15 protein-coding genes are annotated in these 24,609 nt (G+C 63.3%); 5 read left to right on the top strand and 10 right to left on the bottom strand.

Translation table 11 applies throughout. The features are described from left to right. Window positions 1-816: an ammonia-dependent NAD(+) synthetase gene (gene nadE / locus KVG91_RS26095; protein ID WP_169374680.1), complete on the top strand. Its 816-nt coding sequence runs from the start codon at window positions 1-3 to the stop codon at window positions 814-816. Here nadE and KVG91_RS26090 read toward each other — a convergent pair whose 3' ends face one another. From KVG91_RS26090 to KVG91_RS26060, 7 genes are read right to left on the bottom strand one after another with little or no spacing between them, the layout of a single operon-like run. Further along, the gene (locus KVG91_RS26090) at window positions 817-1,848 is read right to left on the bottom strand and encodes an ABC transporter substrate-binding protein (protein ID WP_169374679.1); all 1,032 of its coding nucleotides are present in this window, start codon (window positions 1,846-1,848) and stop codon (window positions 817-819) included. It abuts the gene before it with no gap. Between the two features lie 14 nt (window positions 1,849-1,862). Continuing rightward, window positions 1,863-2,960 (bottom strand): NAD(P)/FAD-dependent oxidoreductase, encoded by a 1,098-nt coding sequence (locus KVG91_RS26085; protein WP_169374678.1) that lies wholly within the window; start codon window positions 2,958-2,960, stop codon window positions 1,863-1,865. Then, window positions 2,957-4,300, bottom strand: a complete 1,344-nt coding sequence (locus tag KVG91_RS26080) for an FAD/NAD(P)-dependent oxidoreductase (protein ID WP_169374677.1) — start codon at window positions 4,298-4,300, stop codon at window positions 2,957-2,959. The genes KVG91_RS26085 and KVG91_RS26080 overlap by 4 nt, the downstream gene beginning before the upstream one ends. Then, window positions 4,297-4,587: a (2Fe-2S)-binding protein gene (locus KVG91_RS26075; protein WP_169374676.1), complete on the bottom strand. Its 291-nt coding sequence runs from the start codon at window positions 4,585-4,587 to the stop codon at window positions 4,297-4,299. Before KVG91_RS26075 ends, KVG91_RS26080 begins: the two co-directional genes overlap by 4 nt. Then, window positions 4,587-5,381, bottom strand: a complete 795-nt coding sequence (locus KVG91_RS26070) for an ABC transporter permease (RefSeq protein WP_169374675.1) — start codon at window positions 5,379-5,381, stop codon at window positions 4,587-4,589. The genes KVG91_RS26075 and KVG91_RS26070 overlap by 1 nt, the downstream gene beginning before the upstream one ends. A gap of 4 nt (window positions 5,382-5,385) precedes the next feature. After that, complete coding sequence (locus tag KVG91_RS26065) at window positions 5,386-6,231, bottom strand: ABC transporter permease (RefSeq protein WP_169374674.1); 846 nt, start codon at window positions 6,229-6,231, stop codon at window positions 5,386-5,388. Next, a complete protein-coding gene (locus KVG91_RS26060) occupies window positions 6,228-7,256 on the bottom strand; it encodes an ABC transporter ATP-binding protein (RefSeq protein ID WP_169374673.1) in 1,029 nt (342 codons plus the stop codon). The genes KVG91_RS26065 and KVG91_RS26060 overlap by 4 nt, the downstream gene beginning before the upstream one ends. A gap of 239 nt (window positions 7,257-7,495) precedes the next feature. Between KVG91_RS26060 and KVG91_RS26055 the strand changes: the two genes are divergently transcribed. Further along, a complete protein-coding gene (locus KVG91_RS26055) occupies window positions 7,496-8,323 on the top strand; it encodes an IclR family transcriptional regulator (RefSeq protein ID WP_169374672.1) in 828 nt (275 codons plus the stop codon). Between the two features lie 58 nt (window positions 8,324-8,381). On the opposite strand, the gene KVG91_RS28245 is transcribed toward KVG91_RS26055, so the two are convergent. Beyond that, the gene (locus KVG91_RS28245; protein WP_169374671.1) at window positions 8,382-10,022 is read right to left on the bottom strand and encodes a methyl-accepting chemotaxis protein; all 1,641 of its coding nucleotides are present in this window, start codon (window positions 10,020-10,022) and stop codon (window positions 8,382-8,384) included. A gap of 263 nt (window positions 10,023-10,285) precedes the next feature. Between KVG91_RS28245 and KVG91_RS26045 the strand changes: the two genes are divergently transcribed. Both KVG91_RS26045 and KVG91_RS26040 read left to right on the top strand, forming a co-directional pair. Then, the gene (locus KVG91_RS26045) at window positions 10,286-11,641 is read left to right on the top strand and encodes an MATE family efflux transporter (protein ID WP_169374670.1); all 1,356 of its coding nucleotides are present in this window, start codon (window positions 10,286-10,288) and stop codon (window positions 11,639-11,641) included. Between the two features lie 40 nt (window positions 11,642-11,681). Continuing rightward, on the top strand, window positions 11,682-12,854 hold the full coding sequence (locus KVG91_RS26040; RefSeq protein WP_169374669.1) for an MFS transporter: 1,173 nt from the start codon (window positions 11,682-11,684) through the stop codon (window positions 12,852-12,854). Here KVG91_RS26040 and KVG91_RS26035 read toward each other — a convergent pair whose 3' ends face one another. Then, entirely contained in the window at window positions 12,855-13,220 is a 366-nt protein-coding gene (locus KVG91_RS26035; protein WP_169374668.1) for a type II toxin-antitoxin system HicB family antitoxin, read from the bottom strand. Beyond that, entirely contained in the window at window positions 13,217-13,468 is a 252-nt protein-coding gene (locus tag KVG91_RS26030; RefSeq protein ID WP_169374667.1) for a type II toxin-antitoxin system HicA family toxin, read from the bottom strand. The genes KVG91_RS26035 and KVG91_RS26030 overlap by 4 nt, the downstream gene beginning before the upstream one ends. A gap of 209 nt (window positions 13,469-13,677) precedes the next feature. Between KVG91_RS26030 and KVG91_RS26025 the strand changes: the two genes are divergently transcribed. Next, window positions 13,678-24,609 carry a non-ribosomal peptide synthase/polyketide synthase gene (locus KVG91_RS26025; protein WP_217894955.1) on the top strand — a complete coding sequence of 3,644 codons (10,932 nt, stop codon included), beginning with the start codon at window positions 13,678-13,680 and terminating at the stop codon, window positions 24,607-24,609.

The raw sequence follows: 24,609 nt of genomic DNA, 5'->3' as shown, positions 1-24,609 counted from the left end.
ATGCAAACCCAGGACCGTATCGCTCAGGAATTGAATATCGACCGCTCGCTGGTAAAAGGCGGCGAGCCCCAGGAAATCCAGCGCCGCGTCGACTTTATCAAGGACACCCTGCGTCAGTCCGGCTGCAAGGCCCTGGTGCTGGGCATCAGCGGCGGGGTCGACTCGTTGGTGGCCGGGCGTCTGTGCCAGTTGGCGGTGGAGCAACTGCGCGATGAAGACTATCCCGCGCGTTTTATTGCCATGCGCCTGCCGTACAAGAGCCAGGCGGACGAGCACGATGCGACAGCCTCCCTGGACTTCATCCGCCCTGACCAGACCGAAACGCTGAATATTGCAGCGGGCGTCGACGGGCTGATGTCCAACCTGTCTGTGTCAGACGTCAGCGCCGAGCGCGTGGATTTCATCAAGGGCAACGTCAAGGCGCGGGCGCGGATGATCGCCCAGTATGCCGTGGCCAATTTGCACAACGGCCTGGTGGTCGGCACCGATCAGGGCGCCGAAGCCTTGATGGGGTTCTTCACCAAGTTCGGTGATGGCGCCTGCGACCTGGCACCGCTGTCCGGCCTGACCAAAACCCAGGTGCGCCTGCTGGGCGCAGGCCTTGGCGCACCGGCCGAGCTGGTTGGCAAACTGCCCACCGCCGACCTCGAAGAGCTGGCGCCGGGGAAAGCGGATGAGCTGGCGTACGGTTGCACCTATGCAGAGATCGACGCGTACCTGATGGGCGAGCCGGTGAGCGAGCGGGTGAGGGCGATAGTCGAGAAGGCATACCACCAGACAGCGCACAAACGCGCGCTGCCCTTCGTGCCGCAATGATCAACGTTCGATCGATCGACTCCACCGCGCGTTCCACTCCGGTCGCGCCTGGTTGACCTGGTCCCAATCAATCGAAATCGCCGTCTGCAGGTAACCCTGCATCGCTTCCACGCGTGCGCGGGTTTTGTCGGTGGTCGGCGTGGTCGGGTTCGACGGGATCTGGTCGCCTTCTTCCAACGCAGGCGCCTGGGCTTCGGCGCTGAGCAGGAAGGCGGCAAGTTTTTGCGCCAATTCCGGCTGGTCATTGCGCGCGATCACGCATTCGGCCACGTTCAGTACCACCGCGCCCTCCTTGGGTTGCGCATATTCCATCGGCACGCCGAGCAGTTTCTGGGTGGTGACCTGGGTGGGCGTCAGCGGGAAGATCGCGGCTTCGTCGGTTTGCACCATCTCGGAGATTTTCGCCGAGCTGGCGATGTATTCCAGCACATTGGGGCCGACGGTCTTCGGCCAGGCCTTGAAGCCAGGCTCCACGTCGGTTTCGCTGCCGCCCTGGATGCGGTTGAACATCAGGAAACCGTGCAGGCCGAAGGTGGACGACGCGAGGGACTGGAACACCACTTTGTCCTTGAAGCGCGGGTCGGCCAGGTCCATCCACGAGGTGGGCGCGGCCCAGCCTTTTTCCTTGAACATCTTGGCGTTGTAGCCAAGGCCCGTGACGCCGAGGGTCACGGCCACGGCTTCGTCCTTGATTCGTGCCTTGGCCGGGATCTGTTCCAGGGTCGGGCTTGGCGCCAGTTTCTCGCACAGGCCCATGGAAATGGCGCGGTACATGATGCCGTCATCGAGGAACATCACGTGCATCTGCGGGTTGTCTTTGTTGGCCTGGACCTTGGCGAGGATGTCCGACGAGGTGCCGGGCACGATCACCACCTTGACGTTGTTGGCCTTTTCGAACGCGGGCAACACCTTGTCGGCGTACACCCGTTCCATGGTGCCGCCGTTCATGCCCAGGTACAGCGTCGGCGCCGCATGGGCAGTGGAGGCGAGCAAGGCGACGGACAAGCAGGACAGCGCGATACGTGGGTTCATGGACAGTTTTCCTCTCAGGCTTGGAAACGACGGATGGAAAAGGCTTCAATGGGTTGGCGGCTGGCCCCTTCGCAGACGATCTCTGCCAGGGCTTCACCGACGGCGGGACCGAGCTGGAACCCGGCGCCGGCAAAGCCGAAACCGTGGAGCAGGCCAGGTTGGGTGCTGCTGGGACCGATCACGGGTTCATGATCGGGCAGGTATCCTTCGGTGCCGCTCCAGGTACGAATCGCCTGGGCACCCTTGAGAAACGGGTACAGCTCACTGGCATGGCGCAAAATCTCCAGCACCGCGGCCTGCCCCGGTCGTGCCTGTTGCGGGCCAAGGGCAAAGCCGCGCCCGCCGCCCAGGATGCAGTTGCCCCGAGCGACCTGGCGCGCATAAATGCCACCGCCTTCAACGCCAGTGCTGACGCTCATCACCACCGGCAGTGGTTCGGTGACGAGCATCGCCGGGTGCGCCGAGGTCATCGGCACCGCTTCACCAAACTGCGCAGCCACCGTACCGGCCCAGGCGCCGGCGCAGTTGAGCAGCCACGGCGCTTGCAGGTGCAGGCCATTGGCGCAGTGCAGCTGGAAAAGCCGGCCGTCATGCGCGATGCGCGTGACCGCCGATTGTTCATGCACCTGCGCGCCGTGTTGTCTGGCCGCGCGGGCGAAGGCGGGCGACACCAGGCGCGGGTTGGCGTGACCATCCTGCGGGCACAGCGAGGCCCCCACCGCGATATCACCGACCCAGGGAAAACGCGCGCGCAGCTCGGTGTAATCGAGCAATTGCAAGCCCAGGCCAAAGCCGCGGGTCTGTTCGGCGTACGTCTGCAATGCGGCAAAATCGGCATGGCTGCGCGCCAGCTTCAAATGCCCGGAGCGCACGTATTCGCCGTCGATACCGATCAGTCCCGGCAAGTCGGCCCACAGCTGGTGGGCACGCTGGGACAACGGCAACTGGTGCAAAGGCCGGCCCTGGCGCCGCACGCCGCCATAGTTGACGCCGCTGGAATGTGAGCCACAGAAATCCCGCTCCACCAACGCCACGCGCTGCCCTTTCTGCGCCAGCATCAAGGCCGCCGAAGCGCCGACAATCCCGCCGCCCACGACGATGACGTCGATCAAGGCTGCACCTCCACGCCAAACGGCAGCGGCTTGATCGGTGCCTGGCCGCGCAAACGCCCGATGTTTTCGATGCCCCGGCCGCTGCGCTCGGCCACGATTTCGGCCGCCGCCAGCGCGCACATCCGGCCCTGGCAGCGGCCCATGCCGACCCGGCAGTGGGCCTTTACCCGGTTGATTTCCCAGTGGCCTTCATCCACCACTGCGCGTACGTCGCCGACGCTGACTTCTTCGCAGCGGCACAGGATCAGCTCATCCGGGGCTTGCGCCGCCCACTTGCGGGGAAAAGGAAACGCGGTTTCCAGGCCATGGCGAAAGCGCAGGATGCTGGCCAGCTGTCGCTCCAACAGCGCTGGACGGTGAGGGTCGATGGCAACGCCGCGGTCCTCCAGCAGGGCCAGCGCCGCGCGTTCGCCAGCCATTTGCGCGGCATCGGCGCCCATGATTGCAGCGCCGTCGCCTGCCAGGTATACGCCAGCCACGCTGCTGCGCCCGGCGCTGTCACGTTGTGGCAGCCACGCGCGGTTCAAGGCATCCCAGGCGAATTCACAGCCAAGCAGATCCGCCAATTGCGTCTCGCTGCGCAGGGCATGGGCGAAAGCGACGGCGTCGCATTCCAGCGTCTGATCCGCCCACCGAATGCCACTGACCCGGTGCTCTGCATCAATCTGCTCAAGCGTTGCGCCTTGGTGCACAGGAATCGCGTGAGCGGTCAGCCAGGCGCGGTAATACAGGCCTTTGGCCAAGGTGATCGGTTGCCCGAGCAACGCCGGCAACGCACGGCACTGGGCGCTGAACGGGGCGCTGTCGAGCACTGCCACCACCTTGGCGCCGGCCTTGGCATATTGATAAGCGACTAAATAGAGCAACGGCCCGCTGCCGCAAAACGCGACCCGTTCGCCGATGGCACAGCCCTGGTATTTCAACGCGATTTGCGCTGCCCCCAGGCTGTACACGCCGGGCGCCGTCCAGCCCGGTACCGGCAGAATACGGTCGGTCGCGCCGGTGGCGACAATGATCTGCGCATACTCGATGCTTGCCGCGCGGCCGTTGTCGAGGGTATCCAGGCGCCCGTCCTCGGCGTTCCACACCAGGGTTAGCGGGCGGTAGTCGATCAGCGGCGCCAACGCATCCAGCGTGCGATGGACCGCCTCGGCCTTGCGCGCTTCAAAGCCGTAGACCTGCTTTGCCGTACGCTGGAATCCCTGTGGTTGGCGCCGATAGATTTGCCCGCCGCCACCTACACTCTCATCCACCAGGCAGGCTTTGACGCCATGGTCGAGCAGGGTGCGCGCCGCGCTGATCCCGGCCGGCCCCGCGCCGACAATCACTATTGGCTTCATGGCCGGCGCCCCGGGTCACGGCTGATGGCCTGGCCTTCTTCCAGCATCGTTGAACAGGCCCGTACGCGGCGTCCATCCGCCAGCCGCACCCAGCAATCCTGGCACGCGCCCATCAGGCAGAAACCGGCGCGTCGTTCGGCGCTGAAGTCACTGCCGCGCAGGTGCTCGGCACAGGTCAGGACGGCGGTCAGCACGGTATCACCGAGCAATCCACTGGCCGGTTGCCCGTCCAGGGTGAAGGCCAGGGCCGGGCGCTCGGTCTCGGCCAGACGTTTGAACAGCGCCATCAGTGTTTCCCCACCAGTACGCGGTCCAGGCCGTAGACCCGGTCCAGCAGAATCATGGTGGCCGCCGTCAGCGCAATCACCAGCGCCGACACCGCCGCCATCATCGGGTCGATGGATTCGGTGGCGTACACATACATGCGTACCGGCAGGGTTTGCGTGGCCGGCGAGCTGACGAAGATCGACAGCGTTACCTCATCGAAACTGTTGATAAAGGCCAGCAACCAGCCACCCGCCACGCCGGGCAAGATCATCGGCAGGGTGATCTGGCGGAACAGGGTAAAGCGGCTGGCGCCCAGGGATTCGGCCGCCTGCTCGGCGCTGCGATCAATGCCGATGGCGGCGGCCAATACCAGGCGCAGCACATACGGCGTGATGATCACCACATGCGCCAGCATCAACCAGGTAAAGCTGCCATTCACGCCCATCAACGCAAACAGGCGCAGCATCGCCACCCCCAGCACCAGGTGCGGAATAATGATCGGCGACAGGAACAGCGCGCTGAAAAAATCGCGCCCCGCAAAGTGGTACCGGCTGATCGCCAATGCCGCCGGTACCGCGATCAATGTGGCCAGGCTTGCTGCGGTGAACGCCAGGACCAGGCTGTTATAGAACGCCTGGATGAAGTCAGCCCGCTCGAACACCGCGTAGAACCAGCGCAGCGAGAAGCCCGACGTGGGCAGGCTCAAAGTGTTCTCCGGGGTGAAGGCCACCAGGCACACCACCACCAGCGGCGCCATCATGAACAGCACCACCAGAGCGTGGAAACCGAGGGCCAAAGGACCGTTTCTGGACATGCGCTTAAACCCCCAGGGACTTTTTGTAGCGGCCTTCGACCATGCGGTTCCAGCTCAGCATGATCAGCAGGTTGACCAACAGCAGCACCACCGCGATCGTCGCGCCCATGGGCCAGTTGAGTTCCGAGAGGTACTGGTCGTACACCACGGTGGCGACCATCTTCAGGCGGCGTCCGCCGAGCAGGCCGGGAATCGCGAAGGAGCTGGCGGCCAGGCCGAACACGATCAACGTGCCCGACAGCACGCCGGGCATGACCTGCGGCAAGACAATCCTGCGCATCACCGTGGCCTGGCTGGCGCCCAGCGACAACGCGGCCTGTTCGGCGGACGGGTCGAGCTTTTGCAGGGAGGTCCACACCGGGATGATCATGAACGGCAACATCACGTGCACCAGCGCGATGATCACTGCGAACGGCGTATACAGCAGCTTCACCGGGCGGCCGCCGAGGTAGTGGATGACTTGGTTGACCAGCCCGTCCGCACCGAGCAACAGGCTCCAGCCGAAGGCGCGCACCACCACCGAAATCAACAAGGGCGTGAGGATCAGGATCAGGAAGATCGAACGCCACGGGGTGCCCATGCGGCTGAGGATGTAGGCCTCGGGCACACCGATCACCACGCACAGCAGGGTCACCAGCGCGCTGATCCAGAAGGTGCGCCAGAAGATCTCGTAGAAGTACGAATCGCTGAACAACGACAGATAATGCGCCAAGGTCCATTCATCAGCCTTCACGCCCACCTGGTAGTCGAACACGTTGAACGACAGCACCAGCGTCAGGCCCAGCGGCAGGATCAGCAGCCCGGCAAACAGCACCAGTGCCGGCAGCGAAAGCAGGTAACCGCGACTCATGCCTGCACCTCATCCGTTGCCAGTACGCGCAGCAGGTCGCAATGCCAATCCAGGCCCACCGCTGCGCCAGCACCGAGCGGCGCACTGCCGTCATTACTGCGCACCACGGTGATTTCGCCGAGCGGGGTGTGGATGCGATACAGCCATTGGCTGCCAAAGAAGTAGCTGTGGAGGACCTTACCTTGCAGGCGGCCCGCGCCTGCATTCACCAGCTGGATTTTTTCCGGGCGCAGGCTCAGGGTCAGTTCGCCGTCCCCGCTTTCGTGACGTACCTGCGGCGTGCCCAGTGGGTCGTAATCGCCTGGCAGCAGGTTGGCCTTGCCGACGAAATCCGAGATGAACCGCGTGCGCGGGTGTTCGTAAAGTTGGTACGGCGCGTCGATCTGGGTCACGCGGCCGGCCTGCATCACCACCACGCGGTCGCTGATCGACAGCGCTTCGGCCTGGTCGTGGGTGACCATCAAGGTGGTGATACCCACGGCACACTGGATGCGGCGGATCTCAAATTGCATTTCTTCGCGCAGGTTGGCATCGAGGTTGGACAGCGGCTCATCCAACAGCAGCACCGGCGGCTCGATCACCAACGCACGGGCCAGGGCCACCCGTTGGCGTTGGCCGCCGGACAGTTCGCGTGGGTAGCGGTCTGCATGGGGGGCCAGGCGCACCAACTCCAGCACCGTCTTAACTTTGCTGGCGATCTCGGCGGCGGGGATTTTGCGCATCTTCAGGCCGAAGGCGACGTTGTCGCGCACAGTCATGTGCGGGAACAGCGCGTAGCTCTGGAACACCACGCCCAGGCCACGGCTGGCGGGCTTGGCGTGGGTGATGTCGCGACCATCAAGCAGGATCTGTCCGCCGCTCACCTCGACGAAGCCGGCGATCATTTGCAGGGTGGTGGTCTTGCCGCAGCCCGAGGGGCCGAGCAGGGAAACGAACTCGCCTTTTTCTACCGCAAGGTCGGTGGCGACCACCGCATCGACGGCGCCGTAGCGCTTGCTCAAGGCGTTGAGTTGGAGAAATGCCATGTCTGCGTTCCACCTTTTTGAGTCGCGTCGAAACGCGCTTTTTTGTTTTGGGCAGATGCGAAAAGGGTCTTGCGGGTGCGTTGGCGCTCGATCTCTGGGTCGGCTGCCGGTTGTTGTTCAATTCGCCCCTGTGGACGCAGATTAGGACGAAGACTAGGATGGGCGGAAGATCGAATTTCACTGAATGACTGAGTATTTTCGAATTTATTCACTGATCAGAATTTAATAAGAGCTCTAGATTGGAATATTCCACTCAGCGAAATAAAAAGAAAGTTGGCGCGGGCGGCGTTTCTCGTGTGTTCGCGCTTCTGCGAGTACTCGGTACGGTTCCGGAAGGCGGTGAACGCGTCACCCAACTGGCGCAACAGGTGGGGCTGTCCCAGCCCACCACCCACCGCCTGCTGCGCAGCCTGGTGGACGAAGGCATGGTCGAGCAGGATCTGCGCAGCAAGCGCTATCGCCTGAGCCTGGAGTTCTTCGCCCTGGCGGCGAATGCGGGCAAGACCGGCAACCTGCGCGACCTGGTGCGGCCGAGCCTGTTGCGCCTGAGCGCGTCACTGGGCGATTCGCTGTTCCTGCTGGCGCGCAGCGGCTTCGATGCGATCTGCCTGGACCGCAGCGAAGGCCCGTACCCGATCCGCACCTTCACCGGTGATATCGGTGGGCGCGTTGCGCTGGGCGTGGGGCAGGGCAGCCTGGCGATCCTGGCGTACCTGCCGGAGGAAGAACGCGAGACGGTGATCCGCTACAACCTGCCACGGCTCAAGGACTTCCACCTGTACGACGAGGTGCTGTTGCGTTCGGAAGTAGAGAACGTGCGCTCCCTGGGGTATGCGGCACGCAATACCGGGGTGCTGGAAGGGATGGCGGGGTTGGCGGTGCCCATTCTCAATCGCGACGGGCATGCAGTGGCGGCGTTGAGTGTGGCGACCATCAGTGATCGACTGGGGCCGAGCCGGTTGCCGATGGTGGTGGAGTTGCTCAAGCGCGAAGCGGCGGCGATCGGGCCGAGGATCAATCCCTTTGATCCGACATTGCGCCGGCCCTCGCACACGTTTGGCGCGTAGTGAGCCCGGCAAGGCCGCTCATGACACGCCAACCAAGACGGACCGGGCACAGCGGTCTTTACGCCACGTTGAAAAACGCCACCTTGGTGCTCAACCGATCCGCCAGCTCCGCGAGTTCCTGATTGGCGCCTTCCACCACCTCGGAGCCGGCTGCCGATTGCACGGTAGAGCTGTGGATGCGCGTGACGTTCTGGGCGACTTCTTCAGCGGCGGCGCTTTGCTGTACCGAGGCACTGGCGATCTGGGCGTTCATTGCATTGATTGCGCCCACCTCCTGGCTGATCTTGCCCAGGGCTACTTGGGAGCCGCGGGTCTGCGCGACGGTGACCTGGGCCAGGCTGCGGCTGCGTTGCATGATATCGGCGGCCTCCTGGGTGCCGCTTTGCAGCTTGGCGACCATGTCGCGGATTTCCTGGGTGGACTCTTGAGTGCGCGTCGCCAGGGAGCGCACTTCGTCGGCCACCACCGCAAATCCTCGACCGTGCTCACCTGCGCGGGCGGCTTCTATCGCAGCGTTGAGCGCCAGCAGGTTGGTCTGGGCGGCGATCGCGTTGATCACTTCAATCACGGTTTCGATGCTTTCACTGTCGCTGGACACCTGATTGACCCGGTGGGTGGCCTGGTCGAGGATCGTCGCCAATTCCTCGATCGCCACCGTCACTTCGCCCACCAGGCGGTTGCCGCTGTCAACTTCCGCGTCGGCCAGGATGGTCGCCCTGGACGCAGCGGATGCGTAGCCCGAAACCTCACTGACCGAGGCGGCCATTTGCGTGATGGCGGCCGCCACATGCTGGGCTTCGCTGGTCTGCAAGGTGATCTGCCGCCGGTTATCGCTGGCTACCGACAACAGGGTTGCCGATGAATGGCGTAGCGCCTGCGCTGCAGAGCGTACCCCGGTGATGGTGTCGCCCAGGCGCGCCAGGGCGTTTTTCAGGATGCCCATCACGCTGTCGGGGTAGCGCGTTTGGATGGCCTGGTTCAGCTCGCCATTGGCCAGGCGGCGGATCGCCTCGGCGACCTCTTCGGGCTCGGCGCCAAGGGTGGCCTTGACGTTGCGGATAATCAGCAGTGAAACCAGCACGCTCAAGATGATCGCGGCGGCACTTGCCAACACCATCAGCAGTGCAAAACGGCTGGCGGCGGATTGCACCGTATCCAGGCGTTGTCTGATTTGCGCTTCTTCGAAGTCGATCAGTGCGTTCACGCGGTCAAGCCACTGGCTGTAGTCGGCGGACGCCTGTGCCAGCAGCAGGTCCTGGGCGCCGGCGATGTCATGGTTGCGACGCAGGTCGATCACCCGTTCGGTAGCGGCCAGGGCCTGGCGCTCGATGGCCTTGATATCGCCCAGCAAGCGAATCTCTTCGGCGCTGGCCACGCTGCTGCCCAACAGGCGATCCATCATCACGGCCGATTCCTGGTAACCGCGCTTGAGCTGGTCGATCTCGGCCAGGTGACGGTTCAGCGCCGGTTCATCCTTGACCAGTACCGCATCGCGAATGGCGATGGCACGGTTGTGCACGCTGCCCCGGAAATTGATCGCATAGCGCTGGACCACGGCGGCTTTTTCACTGACATCCTTGAGCGTGCTGTCAATAAAACCCACGCGTTGGATACCGACGGCGGTGATCAGCACGAGCAGCGAAAGGGTGGACGCGAAGCCCAGGCCGATGCGCATCGCCAACGAGATAGGTTTTTTCATGGAGAGCTCGATATTCAGTAAGTTAGGGTTGGTGGCTAAAGGCTATCTATGGCGAAATCTATAGGTACCGACCGGTACGCGTCCAATCAGCAAATACTGAAACTGCTATTGAGCGAATTGATGGAAGAAAACCGCGCAGCGTACGTGCCGTAGCATGCTGTGTTACCGGGGCGAGCGGGCAGGGGCATTTCAAAGCACAGGAATGTAGGATCCAATTACGGTATAACCGAAGACGCTTTTGTTCTCCGAGGCCCCGTTTTTCCATGCAAAACCCTCTGCAACGCCCGCTGTGGCAGACCTACCTGATCTTTCTGGCGCCGATGGTGCTGTCCAACTTCCTGCAAAGCTTTTCCGGCACGCTCAATGGCATCTATGTCGGGCAGATGCTCGGTACTCAAGCGTTGGCGGCAGTGTCGGGGATGTTTCCCATTGTGTTCTTCTTTATCGCGCTGGTCATCGGACTCGGGGCGGGCGCCTCGGTGCTGATCGGCCAGGCCTGGGGGGCCCAGGAAACAGGCACGGTCAAGGCGATTACCGGCGCCACCCTGACGTTGGGGGCGCTGGTGGGCATGATCGCTGCGGTGCTGGGCAGCTTGTTCGCGCGTCCGGCCTTGCAGGCCTTGGGCACGCCGGTTGATGTGTTGGACGATGCGGTCGGCTACGCGCAGAAGATGATGCTGATCATGCCGCTGCTGCTGGTCTTCATTCTGTACACCCAACTGCTGCGCGGCGTCAGCGACACGATCTCGCCGTTGCTGGCGCTGATGGTCTCGACGTTGGTCGGCCTGCTGCTGACGCCGGCGCTGATTCGCGGCTGGGTTGGCCTGCCGCCCATGGGTATCCAGAGTGCGGTCTATGCAGGGTTAGTGGGTAACGCGCTGGCGATGCTGTTTCTGATCCTGCGCCTGCGTCATAAGAACCATGTGATGGCGCCGGATCGCAGATTGCTCGCGGCCCTGCGCCTGGACCGCGTCATTCTCGCAAAAGTCCTGCGTATCGGCTTGCCTACGGGCCTGCAAATGGTGGTGCTGTCGCTGTCGGAACTGGTCATTCTCGCCCTGGTCAACAGCCACGGCTCCCAGGCCACAGCGGCGTACGGCGCGGTGACGCAGATCGTCAACTACGTGCAGTTTCCGGCGCTGTCGATTGCCATCACCGCCTCGATCCTTGGCGCCCAGGCAATTGGCGCCGGGCGTGCGGAACGGATCGGGCCGATCCTGCGTACCGGGTTGTTGATCAACACCTGCCTTACCGGTGGCCTGATCGTGCTGGGTTACGTGCTGTCTCACTGGCTGCTTGGTCTGTTCATCACCGACGAGGTGGCACGGGTCAACGCCGAGCACCTGCTGCATATCATGCTCTGGAGCATCCTGATATTCGGCTTCCAGGCCGTGATCGGCGGGATCATGCGCGCCAGCGGCGTGGTGTTGATGCCGGTGGTGATCTCAATCTTCTGCGTTCTTTGTGTCGAGTTGCCGATGGCGTACCTGTTCAACGCTCACTTCGGGCTGGAAGGGGTGTGGATGGCATTTCCGGTGACCTACCTGGCCATGCTGGCGTTGCAGACCGCGTATTACCGGTTGGTGTGGCGGCACAAGCAGATCAAGCGGTTGGTGTGATAAAAGGATGCGCACTTTAAGGACAAAAGGCTTCTGAATAATGGCAAACCCCTACGCGCAATTGTTCCAGGTCCCTGGCGCGAGGGCTTTTGTGCTGGCGGGCATGCTGGCGCGCATGCCGGTATCGATGACGGGCATTGGCTTGATCACCATGCTCTCGCAGGTACATGGCGGTTACGGCCTGGCCGGTTCGGTGGCGGCGGTGTTTGCCCTGGCCACGGCGCTTTGCGCGCCGCAGGTATCCAGGCGGGTGGACCGCCATGGACAGGGCCGGGTGCTGCCGATTGCCGCGCTGATCGGCGGCGGGGCTTTGTTGATGTTGCTGCTGTGCACCCGTTTGCAGGCGCCGGACTGGACGCTTTTCCTGTTCGCCGCGTTGGCCGGTTGCATGCCGAATATGTCGGCCATGGTGCGGGCGCGCTGGACCCAGTTGTACCGGGGCCAGCCCAAGCTGCAAACTGCATTTGCTCTGGAGTCGGTGCTGGATGAGGTGTGCTTCATCGTCGGTCCGCCGATTTCGGTGGGGTTGAGTGTCGTGTTGTTCCCGGAAGCAGGGCCTTTGGTGGCAGCGCTGTTGCTGGCGGTGGGCGTCACCACGTTTGTATTGCAACGCGCGACCGAGCCTGCCGTGCATGAGCATCAGGCCCATCACGGCCATTGGCTGATCGCTTCGCCCTCGGTGCTGGTCCTGATGATCCTGCTGCTGGCCATGGGCGTGATTGTCGGCGTGGTGGACGTGGTCAGCGTCGCCTTCGCCCAGCATCAGGGCCAGCCGGCGGCGGCGAGCATCGTGCTGTCGGTGTACGCCATCGGCTCATGCCTGGCCGGGCTGGCGTTCGGTACCCTCAAGCTCAAGGCGCCGTTGCCCCGGCAGTTCCTGTTCTGCGGCGTGGCCACGGCGTTGACTACCTTGCCATTGCTGCTGGTCACCCACATTCCCGGGCTCGCGGTGGCAATCTTTATCTCCGGGCTGTTCTTCGCACCGACCCTGATCGTGTCCATGGCCCTGGTGGAGCGGATCGTACCCGCCAGCCGCCTGACCGAAGGCATGACCTGGCTGATTACCGGTCTCAGCATCGGCGTGGCCATCGGTGCCGCCAGCGCCGGTTGGATGATCGACCATTTCGGCGCCACCAGTGGGTTCTGGGTCGCGCTGGCGGCGGGGGCGGTGGTGTTGGGCGCAGCGGTGCTGGGGTTTCGGCGGTTGGGCTGATCAGCCAATCGCCGGACAGGCCTCGGCACTGTGGTGCTGCAGAAACTCATTCAGCGCTTGGCGGGTCAGGTCGTTGAGCGTCACTTTCTTGCGGGTCGCCGCCAGCGCCGCCGCCAGGTGCAGGTCATGGCCGACACGGACATTGAAGGAGCCTTTGCAAGGCTTCTCCGGTGTGTGCCCCAGGGTCTGGCAGGTGGCGAGATAGTCATCCACGGCCTCGCGAAAAGCGGCGTCCAGTTCGGCGACGGTTTTACCTTCGTAGCTCACCAGTGCCTTGATGAACAGAATCTTGCCGAACAGACAGTTGTCTTCAAGGCTGGCTTCGATAGAGCCGATGTAGCCTTTGTGTTTCAGTTGGTTGTTCACTGAATCAGTTCTCCTGATCTCAATTGCTCAATGATCTGGCGCCGAATGTAGTGTTTCAGTTCGTTGCCAGGGTGGGGCCTGTGCAGGGTGATCATTGCACTGGGGTCACCGATGTCGAACTTGACGCGGCTTCCAGCCCCCTCAATCTGCGTGTAGCCGAGCCAACGCAACAGCGTTACGAGCTCGGGCCAGGTAAATGCCACGTGCTCATTGAGCAGTTTGGCCAGCAGCTTTTCATTTTTGGACACGGCGATCCTTGCCTGTAACTAAATGTAGTTGCAAAAAGTGGTGTTCGTCAATGCTAGCTCGGGTTTGTGTGGTCTTCCTGAAATTGATGTAACCCCTGATGACACCTCACTCCACGCCTGCCATCCCTCGCTAATTTTTCCCTCTGCGGTTCGTTTTATAGGGACGACGTGCCTTTGTGCTTCCTGCCTATTGCTCCGGACTCCAAGAAATGAATGCTGAAGACTCCTTGAAACTTGCTCGCCGGTTTATCGGGTTGCCCCTGGAAAAGCGCCAACTGTTCCTGCAGGCCTTGCAGAAAGAGGGCGTGGATTTTTCCCGGTTTCCGATTCCGGCAGGAGTGGAAGTGGAGGATCGCCAGGCGCCGTCCTATGCGCAGCAACGCATGTGGGTGCTCTGGCAACTGGACCCCGCCAGTGGCGCCTACAACCTGCCCGGTGCCGTACGGCTCAAGGGCAGGCTGGACCTTGGCGCGCTGGAGCAGGCGTTTGCCAGCCTGGTTGCGCGCCATGAGACCTTGCGCACCGTGTTCCGGCACCAAGCGGATGAGCGTCTGATGCAAGTCGCCCTCGAGCCGTCGCTGGGGGTAGAGCACCTGGATTTGAGCGCGCTGGCCGCCCGCGAGCGCGAACAGGCCGTCAGCGAAGCCGCGACCCGTCAATCGCTGCTGCCGTTCGACCTGGAAAACGGCCCGCTGCTGCGCGTGCAATTACTCAAGCTCGCTGCGCAGGAGCACGTGCTGCTGCTGACCCTGCACCACATCGTCTCCGATGGCTGGTCGATGAATGTGCTGATCGACGAGTTCATCCGCTGCTACGACGCCCACGAGCGCAATGCCGAACCGCAACTACCGACCTTGCCGATCCAGTACGGTGACTATGCCCTGTGGCAGCGGCGTTGGCTCGAAGCGGGAGAGCAGGCCCGCCAGCTCGACTATTGGCAAGCGCGCCTGGGCGATGAGCACCCGGTGCTGGAACTGCCGACGGATCGCCCGCGCCCGGCCGTGCCCAGCTATCGGGGCACACGTCATAATTTCGCGATCGACCCGCAGTTGGCCGCACAGTTGCGCACCTGCGCGCAAAAACACAACGTCACCCTGTTCATGTTATTGCTCGGCGCTTTCAACGTGCTGCTGCATCGGTATACCGGGCAGGGCGATATCCGCGTCGGCGTGCCGATCGCCAACCGCAATCGCACTGAAGTCGAAGGGTTGATCGGCTTTTTTGTCAATACCCAGGTCCTGCGCACCGAGCTGACCGGGCAAACCCGCGTCAACGAACTGCTGCAAAGCATCAAGGAACATGCGCTGGGCGCCCAGGCTCATCAGGAGCTGCCATTCGAGCGTCTGGTTGAAGCGCTCAAGGTTGAGCGCAACCTCAGCCATACACCCTTGTTCCAGGTGATGTACAACCACCAGCCGGTCGTCGCCGATATCGCCTCGGTCAGCACCGCCTCCGGCCTGGAGCTGGCGCTGGTGGAATGGCAAGCCCGCACCACCCAGTTCGACCTGACCCTGGATACCTACGAAAAATCCGGCACCCTGCACGCCGCGCTGACTTACGCCACTGACCTGTTCGACGCCGCGTCCATCCAGCGCATGGCCGGGCATTGGCTCAGCCTGTTGCAGGCCATGGTCGCCGACGGTGAGCAGCGTATCGGCGAGTTGCCGATGTTGGCCCCGGACGAGCAGCAGGTGCTGGTCCACGCCTGGAATCAGACCGCCAGGACTTACCCGACCGAGCGCGGCATTCATCACCTGATCGAAGACCAGGTGCATGCCACGCCTGATGCACCGGCGCTGGTGTTCGGCGCTACCACATTGACCTACGCCCAGCTTGATATGCGCGCCAACAGACTGGCCCACGCCCTGCGTGAGGAGGGCGTCGGCCCTGACGTCCTGGTGGGGATCTGCGTCGAGCGCTCCGTCGACATGGTGGTCGGCCTGCTGGCGATTCTCAAGGCCGGTGGCGCCTACGTCCCGTTGGACCCCGAATATCCCCGCGAACGCCTGGCCTACATGATCGAAGACAGCGGCATCCAATTGCTGCTCAGCCAGCGCAGCCTGTTGCCGTTGCTGCCTGTCGACGACGTCGAGGTGCTTGCTCTGGACCAGCCCCACGGCTGGCTCGACAGCTACAGCACCCAATCGCCAGATGTCAGCCTGCACGCGCTGAACCTGGCCTACGTGATCTACACCTCCGGTTCCACCGGCAAGCCCAAGGGCGCGGGCAACAGCCATCGCGCACTGGTCAACCGCCTGTGCTGGATGCAACAAGCCTATGGCCTGGATGCCAGCGATGCAGTGCTGCAGAAAACCCCGTTCAGCTTCGACGTGTCGGTGTGGGAATTTTTCTGGCCACTCATGACCGGCGCACGCCTGGTGGTCGCGGCGCCAGGCGAACATCGCGAACCGGCACGCCTTATCGAGACCATCGCGCAGCAGCGCATTACCACCTTGCACTTCGTGCCCTCGATGCTCCAGGCCTTTATCCATGAGCCGGGTGTACAGGCTTGCACCCAATTGCAGCGCATCGTCTGCAGTGGCGAAGCCCTGCCGCTGGATGCGCAACTGCAAGTGTTCGCCAAGTTGCCGCAGGTTGCTTTGTTCAACCTCTACGGCCCGACCGAAGCCGCCATCGACGTGACTCATTGGACCTGCATCGACGAAGGCGCCGACAGCGTGCCCATCGGCCGGCCCATCGCCAACCTCGGCACCTACGTGCTCGATGCGCAGCTCAACCCGGTGCCCGCTGGCGTCAGCGGCGAGCTGTACCTGGGCGGCATCGGCCTGGCGCGCAGTTACCACCGGCGTCCGGCACTGACCGCCGAGCGTTTTGTGCCGAGCCCCTTCGCTGACGGCGCGCGCCTGTATCGCACGGGCGACCGTGTGCGCCAGCGCGCCGACGGGGTGATCGAGTACCTGGGCCGTCTCGACCATCAGGTCAAGTTGCGCGGCCTGCGGATCGAGCTGGGCGAGATCGAGGCGCGCCTGCTGCAACACCCCTCGGTGCGCGAAGCGGTGGTGCTGGTGCAGGGCGGCAAGCAACTGGTGGCTTACCTGGTGCTGGAAGACCAGGCGCCGGCCAACCTCAAGGCATGGCTGCTCGACAGCCTGCCCGAATACATGGTGCCTACCCATATCGTGCACCTGGCCAAGCTGCCGGTGACCGCCAACGGCAAGCTTGACCGCAAGGCCCTGCCAGTGCCGGACGCCACACCACAGCAGGCGTATGCCGCGCCGGAAAACGCGCTGCAAAAAGCCCTGGCCGCGATCTGGAGCGATCTGCTTGGTGCCCCACGGATCGGCCTGGACGACAACTTTTTCGAACTGGGCGGTGATTCGATCATCTCGATCCAGGTGGTCAGCCGTGCGCGCCAGGCCGGCATACGCCTCAGTCCACGGGACTTGTTCCAGTATCAGAGCATCCGCAGCCTGGCGCGGGTGGCAACCTGTGAGCCAGCGAGCGTTATCGACCAGGGGCCGGTCACCGGCGAGGTGATGCTGACCCCCGTGCAGCACAGATTTTTCGAACAGGCGATCCCGGCGCGTCAACATTGGAACCAGTCGCTGCTGCTGGCCCCGCGTGAAGCCCTCGAACCTGTGCGTCTGGAAGCGGCCCTGGCCCAACTGATCAACCATCACGACGCCCTGCGCCTGCGTTTTGTGCGCCACCCGGAAGGCTGGCAGCAAACCCATGCCGCGCCGGTGACCACGCCCGAGCTGTGGCAGGCCCAGGCCGCCGGAGACGCTGAGTTGGCCGCACTCTGCGACAACGCCCAGCGTAGCCTCGACCTTGCACAGGGCCCGCTGTTGGGTGCGGTCCTGGTCGTCATGGCTGATGGCAGCCAACGCCTGCTGCTGGTGGTGCATCACTTGGTGGTGGACGGTGTGTCGTGGCGCATCCTGCTCGAAGACTTGCAGCAGGCTTATCGCAACGCCGCGTTGCCGGCCAAGACCAGCGCCTATCAGCACTGGGCGCAGCAATTGCAGGCCCATGCGCAGACGCTGGACGCTCAACTGCCGTACTGGCAGGCGCAGACCGCGACCGCCGATCTGCCCTGCGACAACCCCCGGGGAGGTCTGCAAAACCGCTTGGGCAGCCAACTCGAAATTCGCCTCAGCGCCGAACACACTCGTCAACTGCTGCAAGACGCCCCGGCAGCCTATCGCACCCAGGTCAACGACCTGTTGCTGACCGCACTGGCGCGCGTCATCACGCGCTGGAGCGGCCAGCCGGCCGCGTTGATCGAGCTGGAAGGCCATGGGCGCGAAGACCTGTTCGATTCGGTTGACCTGAGCCGCACCGTCGGCTGGTTCACCAGCCTGTTTCCAGTGCGCCTTGAGGCTGATGGCGAGCTGTCGAGCGCGATCAAATCGGTCAAGGAGCAACTGCGCGCCGTGCCGGGCAAAGGCATCGGCTACGGCTTGCTGCGCTATCTCGGCGCGCCTGACGCCCGCGCCACCCTGTCGAACCTGGCCGCGCCGCGCATCACCTTCAACTACCTGGGCCAGTTTGATCGTCAGTTCAACGAGTCGGCGCTGTTCGTCCCGGCGGACCAGGGCAGCGGCCAGGCCCAGGATCCTGAAGCGCCGCTGGCCAACTGGCTGACGGTGGAGGGGCAGGTGTACGGCGGGGAACTGGCGCTGCGGTGGGGCTTCAGTCGTGAGATGTTCGAGGCGGCGACCATTGAGCGCCTGGTGGATGATTACCGGCAGGAACTGCTGGCGCTGATCGCCCATTGCGTCGATCCGCAACATGGCGGCCTCACACCGGCCGATGTCGCCTTGGCCCGTCTGAGCCAGGCGCAGTTGGACGATCTGGCCTTCGCACCCCGTGCCGTGCAGGACCTGTACCCGTTGTCGCCCATGCAGCAAGGCATGCTGTTTCACAGCCTGTACCAGCAAGGGCAGGACGATATTTATGTCAGCCAGTTGCGCGCTGACATCCAGGGCCTGGACGTGGCACGTTTCCAGCGCGCGTGGGAGCAGGTGTTGGCGCGGCACGACATGCTGCGCACCGCCTTTGTCTGGCAGGATGCACAGGCGCAGCCGTTGCAAGCGGTCTACCGCGAAGCCGTGTTGCCGTTCGCCGAATACGACTGGCAGGCGCGACCCGACCAGCAAGCGGCACTAAACGCATTGAGCGAGTCGACACGCGCACAGGGATTCGACCTGGAACGGGCACCGCTGCTGAGCGTGAAACTGGTACGTACCGGTGCCGAGCGTTTCCATCTGATCTACACCAACCACCACCTTCTGCTGGACGGTTGGAGCCGCGCTCAGCTGTTCGGGGAGGTCTTGCAGCACTATGCCGGTCAGCCATTGCCGGCGGTCCAGGGGCATTACCGAACCTACATTGCCTGGTTGCAGGCGCAGTCATCCAGCGAGGTGTTCTGGAAAAACCAGCTGGCGGTACTGCAAGCACCGACCTATTTGGCGCGGGGCGCCTTGGCCAATCCTTCGTCGAGCAAGGGCAATGTACATCAGGCCCTCAGTGTCGAGCAGACCGCCCAACTCAGGGCGTTTGCCCAAGCGCACAAAGTCACTCTCAATACCCTGGTGCAAGCGGCGTGGCTGTTGTTACTGCAGCGTCAGACCGGTCAGGAAACGGTCACCTTCGGCGCTACCGTTTCCGGCCGGCCGGCCGGTTTGCAGGGCATTGAGCAGCAGGTCGGCCTGTTCATCAACACCTTGCCCATCATCGCCACGCCCGATCCGCAACTGTGGATTGGCCAATGGTTGCAACAGGTGCAGGAACTCAACCTGAGCCTGCGCGAGCACGAACACACGCCGCTGTTCGATATCCAGCGCTGGGCCGATACAGGGGGGCGGGCGTTGTTCGACACGCTGCTGGTCGTTGAAAACTACCCGGTAAGCGCGGCATTGGCTCAAGGTACGTCGGCCGGGCTCACGTTCAGCAATGTGCAGAATATCGAGCAGACCCACTATCCGTTGACTGTGCTGCTGGGTGCAGGCACAGCGCTCGAATTCGAATTCAGCTTCGATACAGCGCTGTTCGGCGAAGGCGACATCCGCCAACTGGCCGAGTCCTTCCAGCACCTGCTCCTTGGTTTGAGCAGTGCGGTGGCTTTGCAGCGCGTGGGCGATGTGCCGATGTTGGCGGACGCGGTGCGCCAGCAAATCGTCTACGACTGGAACGCCACCGCGCGTGACTACCCGTTGCATCGCGGCGTGCATCAGTTGATTGAAGAGCAGGCCGCACGCACGCCGGACGCACCGGCGCTGGTCTTCGGGCAGCAGCGTTGGAGTTATGCGCAACTGAACCGCTGCGCCAATCGCCTGGCCCATCGCTTGATCGAAGCCGGTGTGGGCCCGGACGTGCTGGTGGGCCTGGCCGTCGAGCGTTCCATTGACATGGTGGTGGGCCTGCTCGCCGTGCTCAAGGCGGGTGGCGCCTACGTGCCGCTGGACCCCGAATACCCGCGGGAGCGCCTGGCCTATATGCTCGCTGACAGCGGCGTGAAGTTGTTGTTGACCCAGGCTCATCTGCTTGAGCAATTGCCGGTGCTGTCCGGCGTCGAGCGTCTGATACTCAATGGCGTGGGGTTCGACGCTTACAGCGAAGCCAACCCAAGCGTAGCCCTGGATGGCGAAAACCTTGCCTATGTGATCTACACCTCCGGTTCCACTGGGCAGCCCAAAGGCGCCGGCAACCGGCACTCGGCACTGACCAACCGCTTGCAGTGGATGCAGGAAGCCTACGCACTGGGTACCGGCGATAGCGTGCTGCAGAAAACTCCATTCAGTTTTGATGTATCGGTGTGGGAATTTTTCTGGCCGTTGATGACCGGCGCACGCCTGGTGGTTGCCGCACCTGGGGATCACCGTGATCCGGCCAGGCTGGTCAGCCTGATCAACGCTGAACAGGTCACCACGTTGCACTTTGTACCGTCAATGTTGCAGGTTTTCCTGCAGGAGCCGGCGGTTGTCACTTGCCATACGTTGCAGCGCATCGTGTGCAGCGGCGAAGCGCTGCCGGTCGCTGCCCAGCAGCAAGCCTTCGCCAAGCTGCCGCAGGCCAGGCTCTACAACCTGTACGGCCCGACCGAAGCCGCCATTGACGTCACCCACTGGGCCTGCGTGGATGAAGATCGTGACGCGGTGCCGATTGGTCGTCCGATTGCCAACCTCGGTTGCTACATCCTCGACAGCAACTTCGAGCCCGCCCCCGTTGGCGTGTTGGGCGAGTTGTACTTGGGCGGCATCGGCCTTGCTCGCGGGTACCACCGCCGCCCGGCACTGACCGCCGAACGCTTTATCGCCCACCCGTTCGTCCACGGCGAGCGCCTGTACCGCACCGGCGACCTGGCGCTCTACCGCGATAACGGTGTGATTGAATACGCCGGGCGTATCGACCACCAAGTCAAGCTGCGAGGCCAGCGTATCGAGCTGGGCGAAATTGAAGCGCGTCTGCTGGCGCATGATTGGGTGCTTGAGACGGCGGTGTTGGCGGTAGACGGTCAATACCTGGTGGGCTACCTGGTGCTGCAAGACGCGGGTGACGATTGGCGTGATGTGTTGAGCGCCCACTTGGCCCGGAACCTGCCGAACTCTATGGTGCCGGCGCAGTGGATGCGGCTGGAGCGGATGCCCCTGAGCCCCAATGGCAAGCTGGACCGCAAGGCGCTGCCGAAAGCCGATGTGCAGGCCCGTGACTACGTGGCCCCACAGACCGCGCTGCAACGCCAGGTCGCCGCTATCTGGTCCGAGGTGCTGGGCGTGGAACGGATCGGCCTGGACGACCATTTCTTCGAACTGGGCGGACATTCGCTGCTGGCCACTCAAGCCATATCCCGCACGCGCCAGGGGCTCGGCCTGGATGTCGGATTGAAGGCGCTGTTCGATCAGCCGGTGCTCGAGCGCTTCGTCGAGGCGCTGACCGACGCCCGGGTCCAAGCATGCCCGATAGGGCGTGTCGAGCGTGACCAGCCGCTCGCGCTGTCCTACGCTCAGGAGCGCCAATGGTTCCTCTGGCAACTGGACCCGCACAGCGCGGCCTATCATGTGCCCCGCGCGTTACGCCTCAAAGGGCAGTTGGACTATGTCGCGTTGCAGCGCGCCTTCAATACGCTGATTGCGCACCATGAGAGCCTGCGCACCCATGTGCAGCAGGATGCTGACCGCACGGTGCAGGTGATCAGGCCCCAGGTGTGCATGGAGCTCAGTCCGGTAGAAGCCGATGAGACCGACCTGAAAGCGTTGGTCGAGGCCCGCATTACCCAGCCGTTCGACCTGCGCCATGGCCCACTGATGCGGGTCAGTCTGTTGCGCCTGGCCGAGGATGAGCATGTGCTGGTCATCGTGCAGCACCACATCATTTCCGATGGCTGGTCGATGCAGATAATGGTCGACGAACTGGTTCAGCTTTACGCCGCCTATAGCCAAGGCCAAACCCCGCAATTGCCGGCCGTGCCGGTCCAGTACGCCGACTACGCCCGGTGGCAGCGCGATTGGATGGAAGCGGGGGAGAAGTCCCGTCAACTCGACTACTGGCTTGAACTGCTCGGCGGCGAACAACCGGTGCTGGAGTTGCCTCTCGATCACCAGCGCCCGGCGGTGCCGTCCCATCGTGGTGCGCGCTTGAATATTGCGCTGCCGACCCCGCTGGTCGATAGCCTCAAGGTCTTGGCGCAGCGTGAGGGCGTGACGCTGTTCATGCTGTTGCTGGCCTCCTACCAGGCGTTGCTGCATCGCTACAGCGGCCAGCAGGACATCCGCGTCGGCGTACCGATCGCCAACCGCAACCGAATCGAGACAGAGCGGCTGATCGGATTCTTCGTCAATACTCAGGTGCTCAAGGCCGATATCGACGGGCAGACCACCGTCCGTGAGTTACTCGCCCAGGTCAAACAGCGTGCTCTGCAAGCTCAGGCTTATCAGGACCTGCCGTTCGAGCAATTGGTCGAAGCGTTGCAGCCTGAGCGCAGCCTGAGCTTGAGTCCATTGTTCCAGGTTGCGTTCAATCACCATGTCAGCCTGGCGGGCCGGCATTTGCAACGCCTGGCGCAATTGGACGTGAGCCCGGTGAGCTGGGATGAAACGGCCGCGCATTTCGACCTGACCCTGGATATTGAGGAATCGGCGCAACAGTTGGGCGCATCACTGAGTTATGCCACCGACCTGTTCGAAGCCTCGACCATTGAACGCATGGCGCGCCACTGGCAGAACCTGTTGCAGGCGATGATTGCCGACCAACAGCAAACCATCGGCCAATTGAACCTGCTGGGCGAAGATGAGCAACAGCACATCCTGCAACTGTGGAACCAGACGGACGCGGGCTTCTCGTCCGAGCGTCTGGTTCACGAACGTGTCGCCGACCGCGCCGCTGAAACCCCTCAAGCAGTGGCGGTGAAATTCGACGCGCAAACCCTCACCTACGGCGAACTGGACCGCCAGGCCAACCGCCTGGCCCATGCCCTGATCAGCCGTGGCATCGGCCCCGAAGTGCGCGTGGCGATTGCCATGCCGCGCAGTGCCGAGAGCCTGGTGGCATTTTTGGCGGTGATGAAAGCCGGCGGCGTCTACGTGCCGCTGGATACCGAATACCCGCGCGATCGCCTGCTCTACATGATGCAGGACAGCCGTGCGAAGTTGCTGCTGACCCACACCCATGCCTTACAGCAACTGCCGATTCCCGCAGGGCTGGATACCCTGGCAATCGACCGCACCGAAGACTGGGCCGATTACAGCGACAGCGCACCTGAGGTGAAGCTGGACGGCGACAACCTGGCCTACGTGATCTACACCTCGGGTTCGACCGGCATGCCCAAGGGCGTCGCGGTCTCCCACGGCCCGCTGGTGGCGCACATCATTGCCACTGGCGAACGTTATGAAACATCGCCGGCCGATTGCGAACTGCACTTCATGTCATTCGCCTTCGACGGCGCCCACGAAGGCTGGATGCACCCGCTGATCAACGGTGCCAGCGTGCTGATCCGTGATGACAGCCTGTGGCTGCCCGAATACACCTACGCCCAAATGCACCGCCACAACGTGACCATGGCCGTGTTCCCTCCGGTGTACCTGCAGCAGCTGGCCGAACATGCCGAGCGCGACGGTAATCCGCCGGCTGTTCGCGTGTACTGCTTCGGCGGTGACGCCGTTGCCCAAGCCAGCTACGACCTGGCCTGGCGCGCGCTCAAGCCGACCTATCTGTTCAACGGTTACGGCCCGACCGAAACCGTGGTGACGCCGCTGCTGTGGAAGGCGCGCCAGGGCGATCCGTGCGGCGCCGTCTACGCGCCGATTGGCACGCTGCTGGGCAACCGCAGCGGCTACGTGCTGGACGCGCACCTCAACCTGCAACCCATTGGTGTGGCCGGTGAGTTGTATCTGGGCGGCGAGGGCGTGGCGCGCGGTTACCTGGAGCGTGCGGCGCTCACCGCTGAGCGCTTCGTGCCGGACCCGTTCGGCAAACCGGGCAGCCGTGTGTATCGCAGCGGCGACCTGACCCGTGGCCGTGCGGATGGCGTGGTGGATTACCTCGGCCGTGTCGACCATCAGGTGAAGATCCGTGGTTTCCGCATCGAACTGGGCGAGATCGAAGCGCGCCTGCGTGAGCAGGACAGCGTCGGTGAAACCGTGGTGGTGGCCCAGGACGGCCCGACCGGTAAGCAGTTGGTCGCTTATGTGGTGCCGGCAGACGCCAACCTGGCCGACCAGGCCGAGTTCCGCGACAGCCTGCGCGGGGCCCTGAAAACCCGCCTGCCGGATTACATGGTGCCGGCGCATTTCATGTTCCTGGCGCAGATGCCCCTGACCCCCAACGGCAAGCTGGACCGCAAGGCCTTGCCCGAGCCGGACGCCAGCCAGTTGCAACAAGCCTACGTAGCCCCTGAAACCGAGCTGGAGCAGCAGATCGCCGCGATCTGGGCCGACGTGCTGCGCCTGCCGCAGGTGGGCCTGAACGACAACTTCTTCGAGGTGGGCGGCCACTCTCTGCTGGCGATCCAGATCACCTCGCGGGTCCAGGCCGAACTGGGCCTTGAAGTGCCGTTGGTGGAAGTGTTCCAGACCGAAACGCTGCGCGCCTACGTGCAGGCCGCCGCCACCTTCCGCGCCGGCAGCGCGGAAGATTTTGATGACCTTCGTGACTTTTTGAGCGAACTAGAGGCGATTTGA

Source organism: Pseudomonas azadiae, assembly GCF_019145355.1.
Classification (GTDB): Bacteria; Pseudomonadota; Gammaproteobacteria; order Pseudomonadales; family Pseudomonadaceae; genus Aquipseudomonas; species Aquipseudomonas azadiae.
The sequence above is the reverse complement of the archived record's forward strand: the minus strand, read 5'-3'. Positions and strand labels throughout refer to the sequence as shown.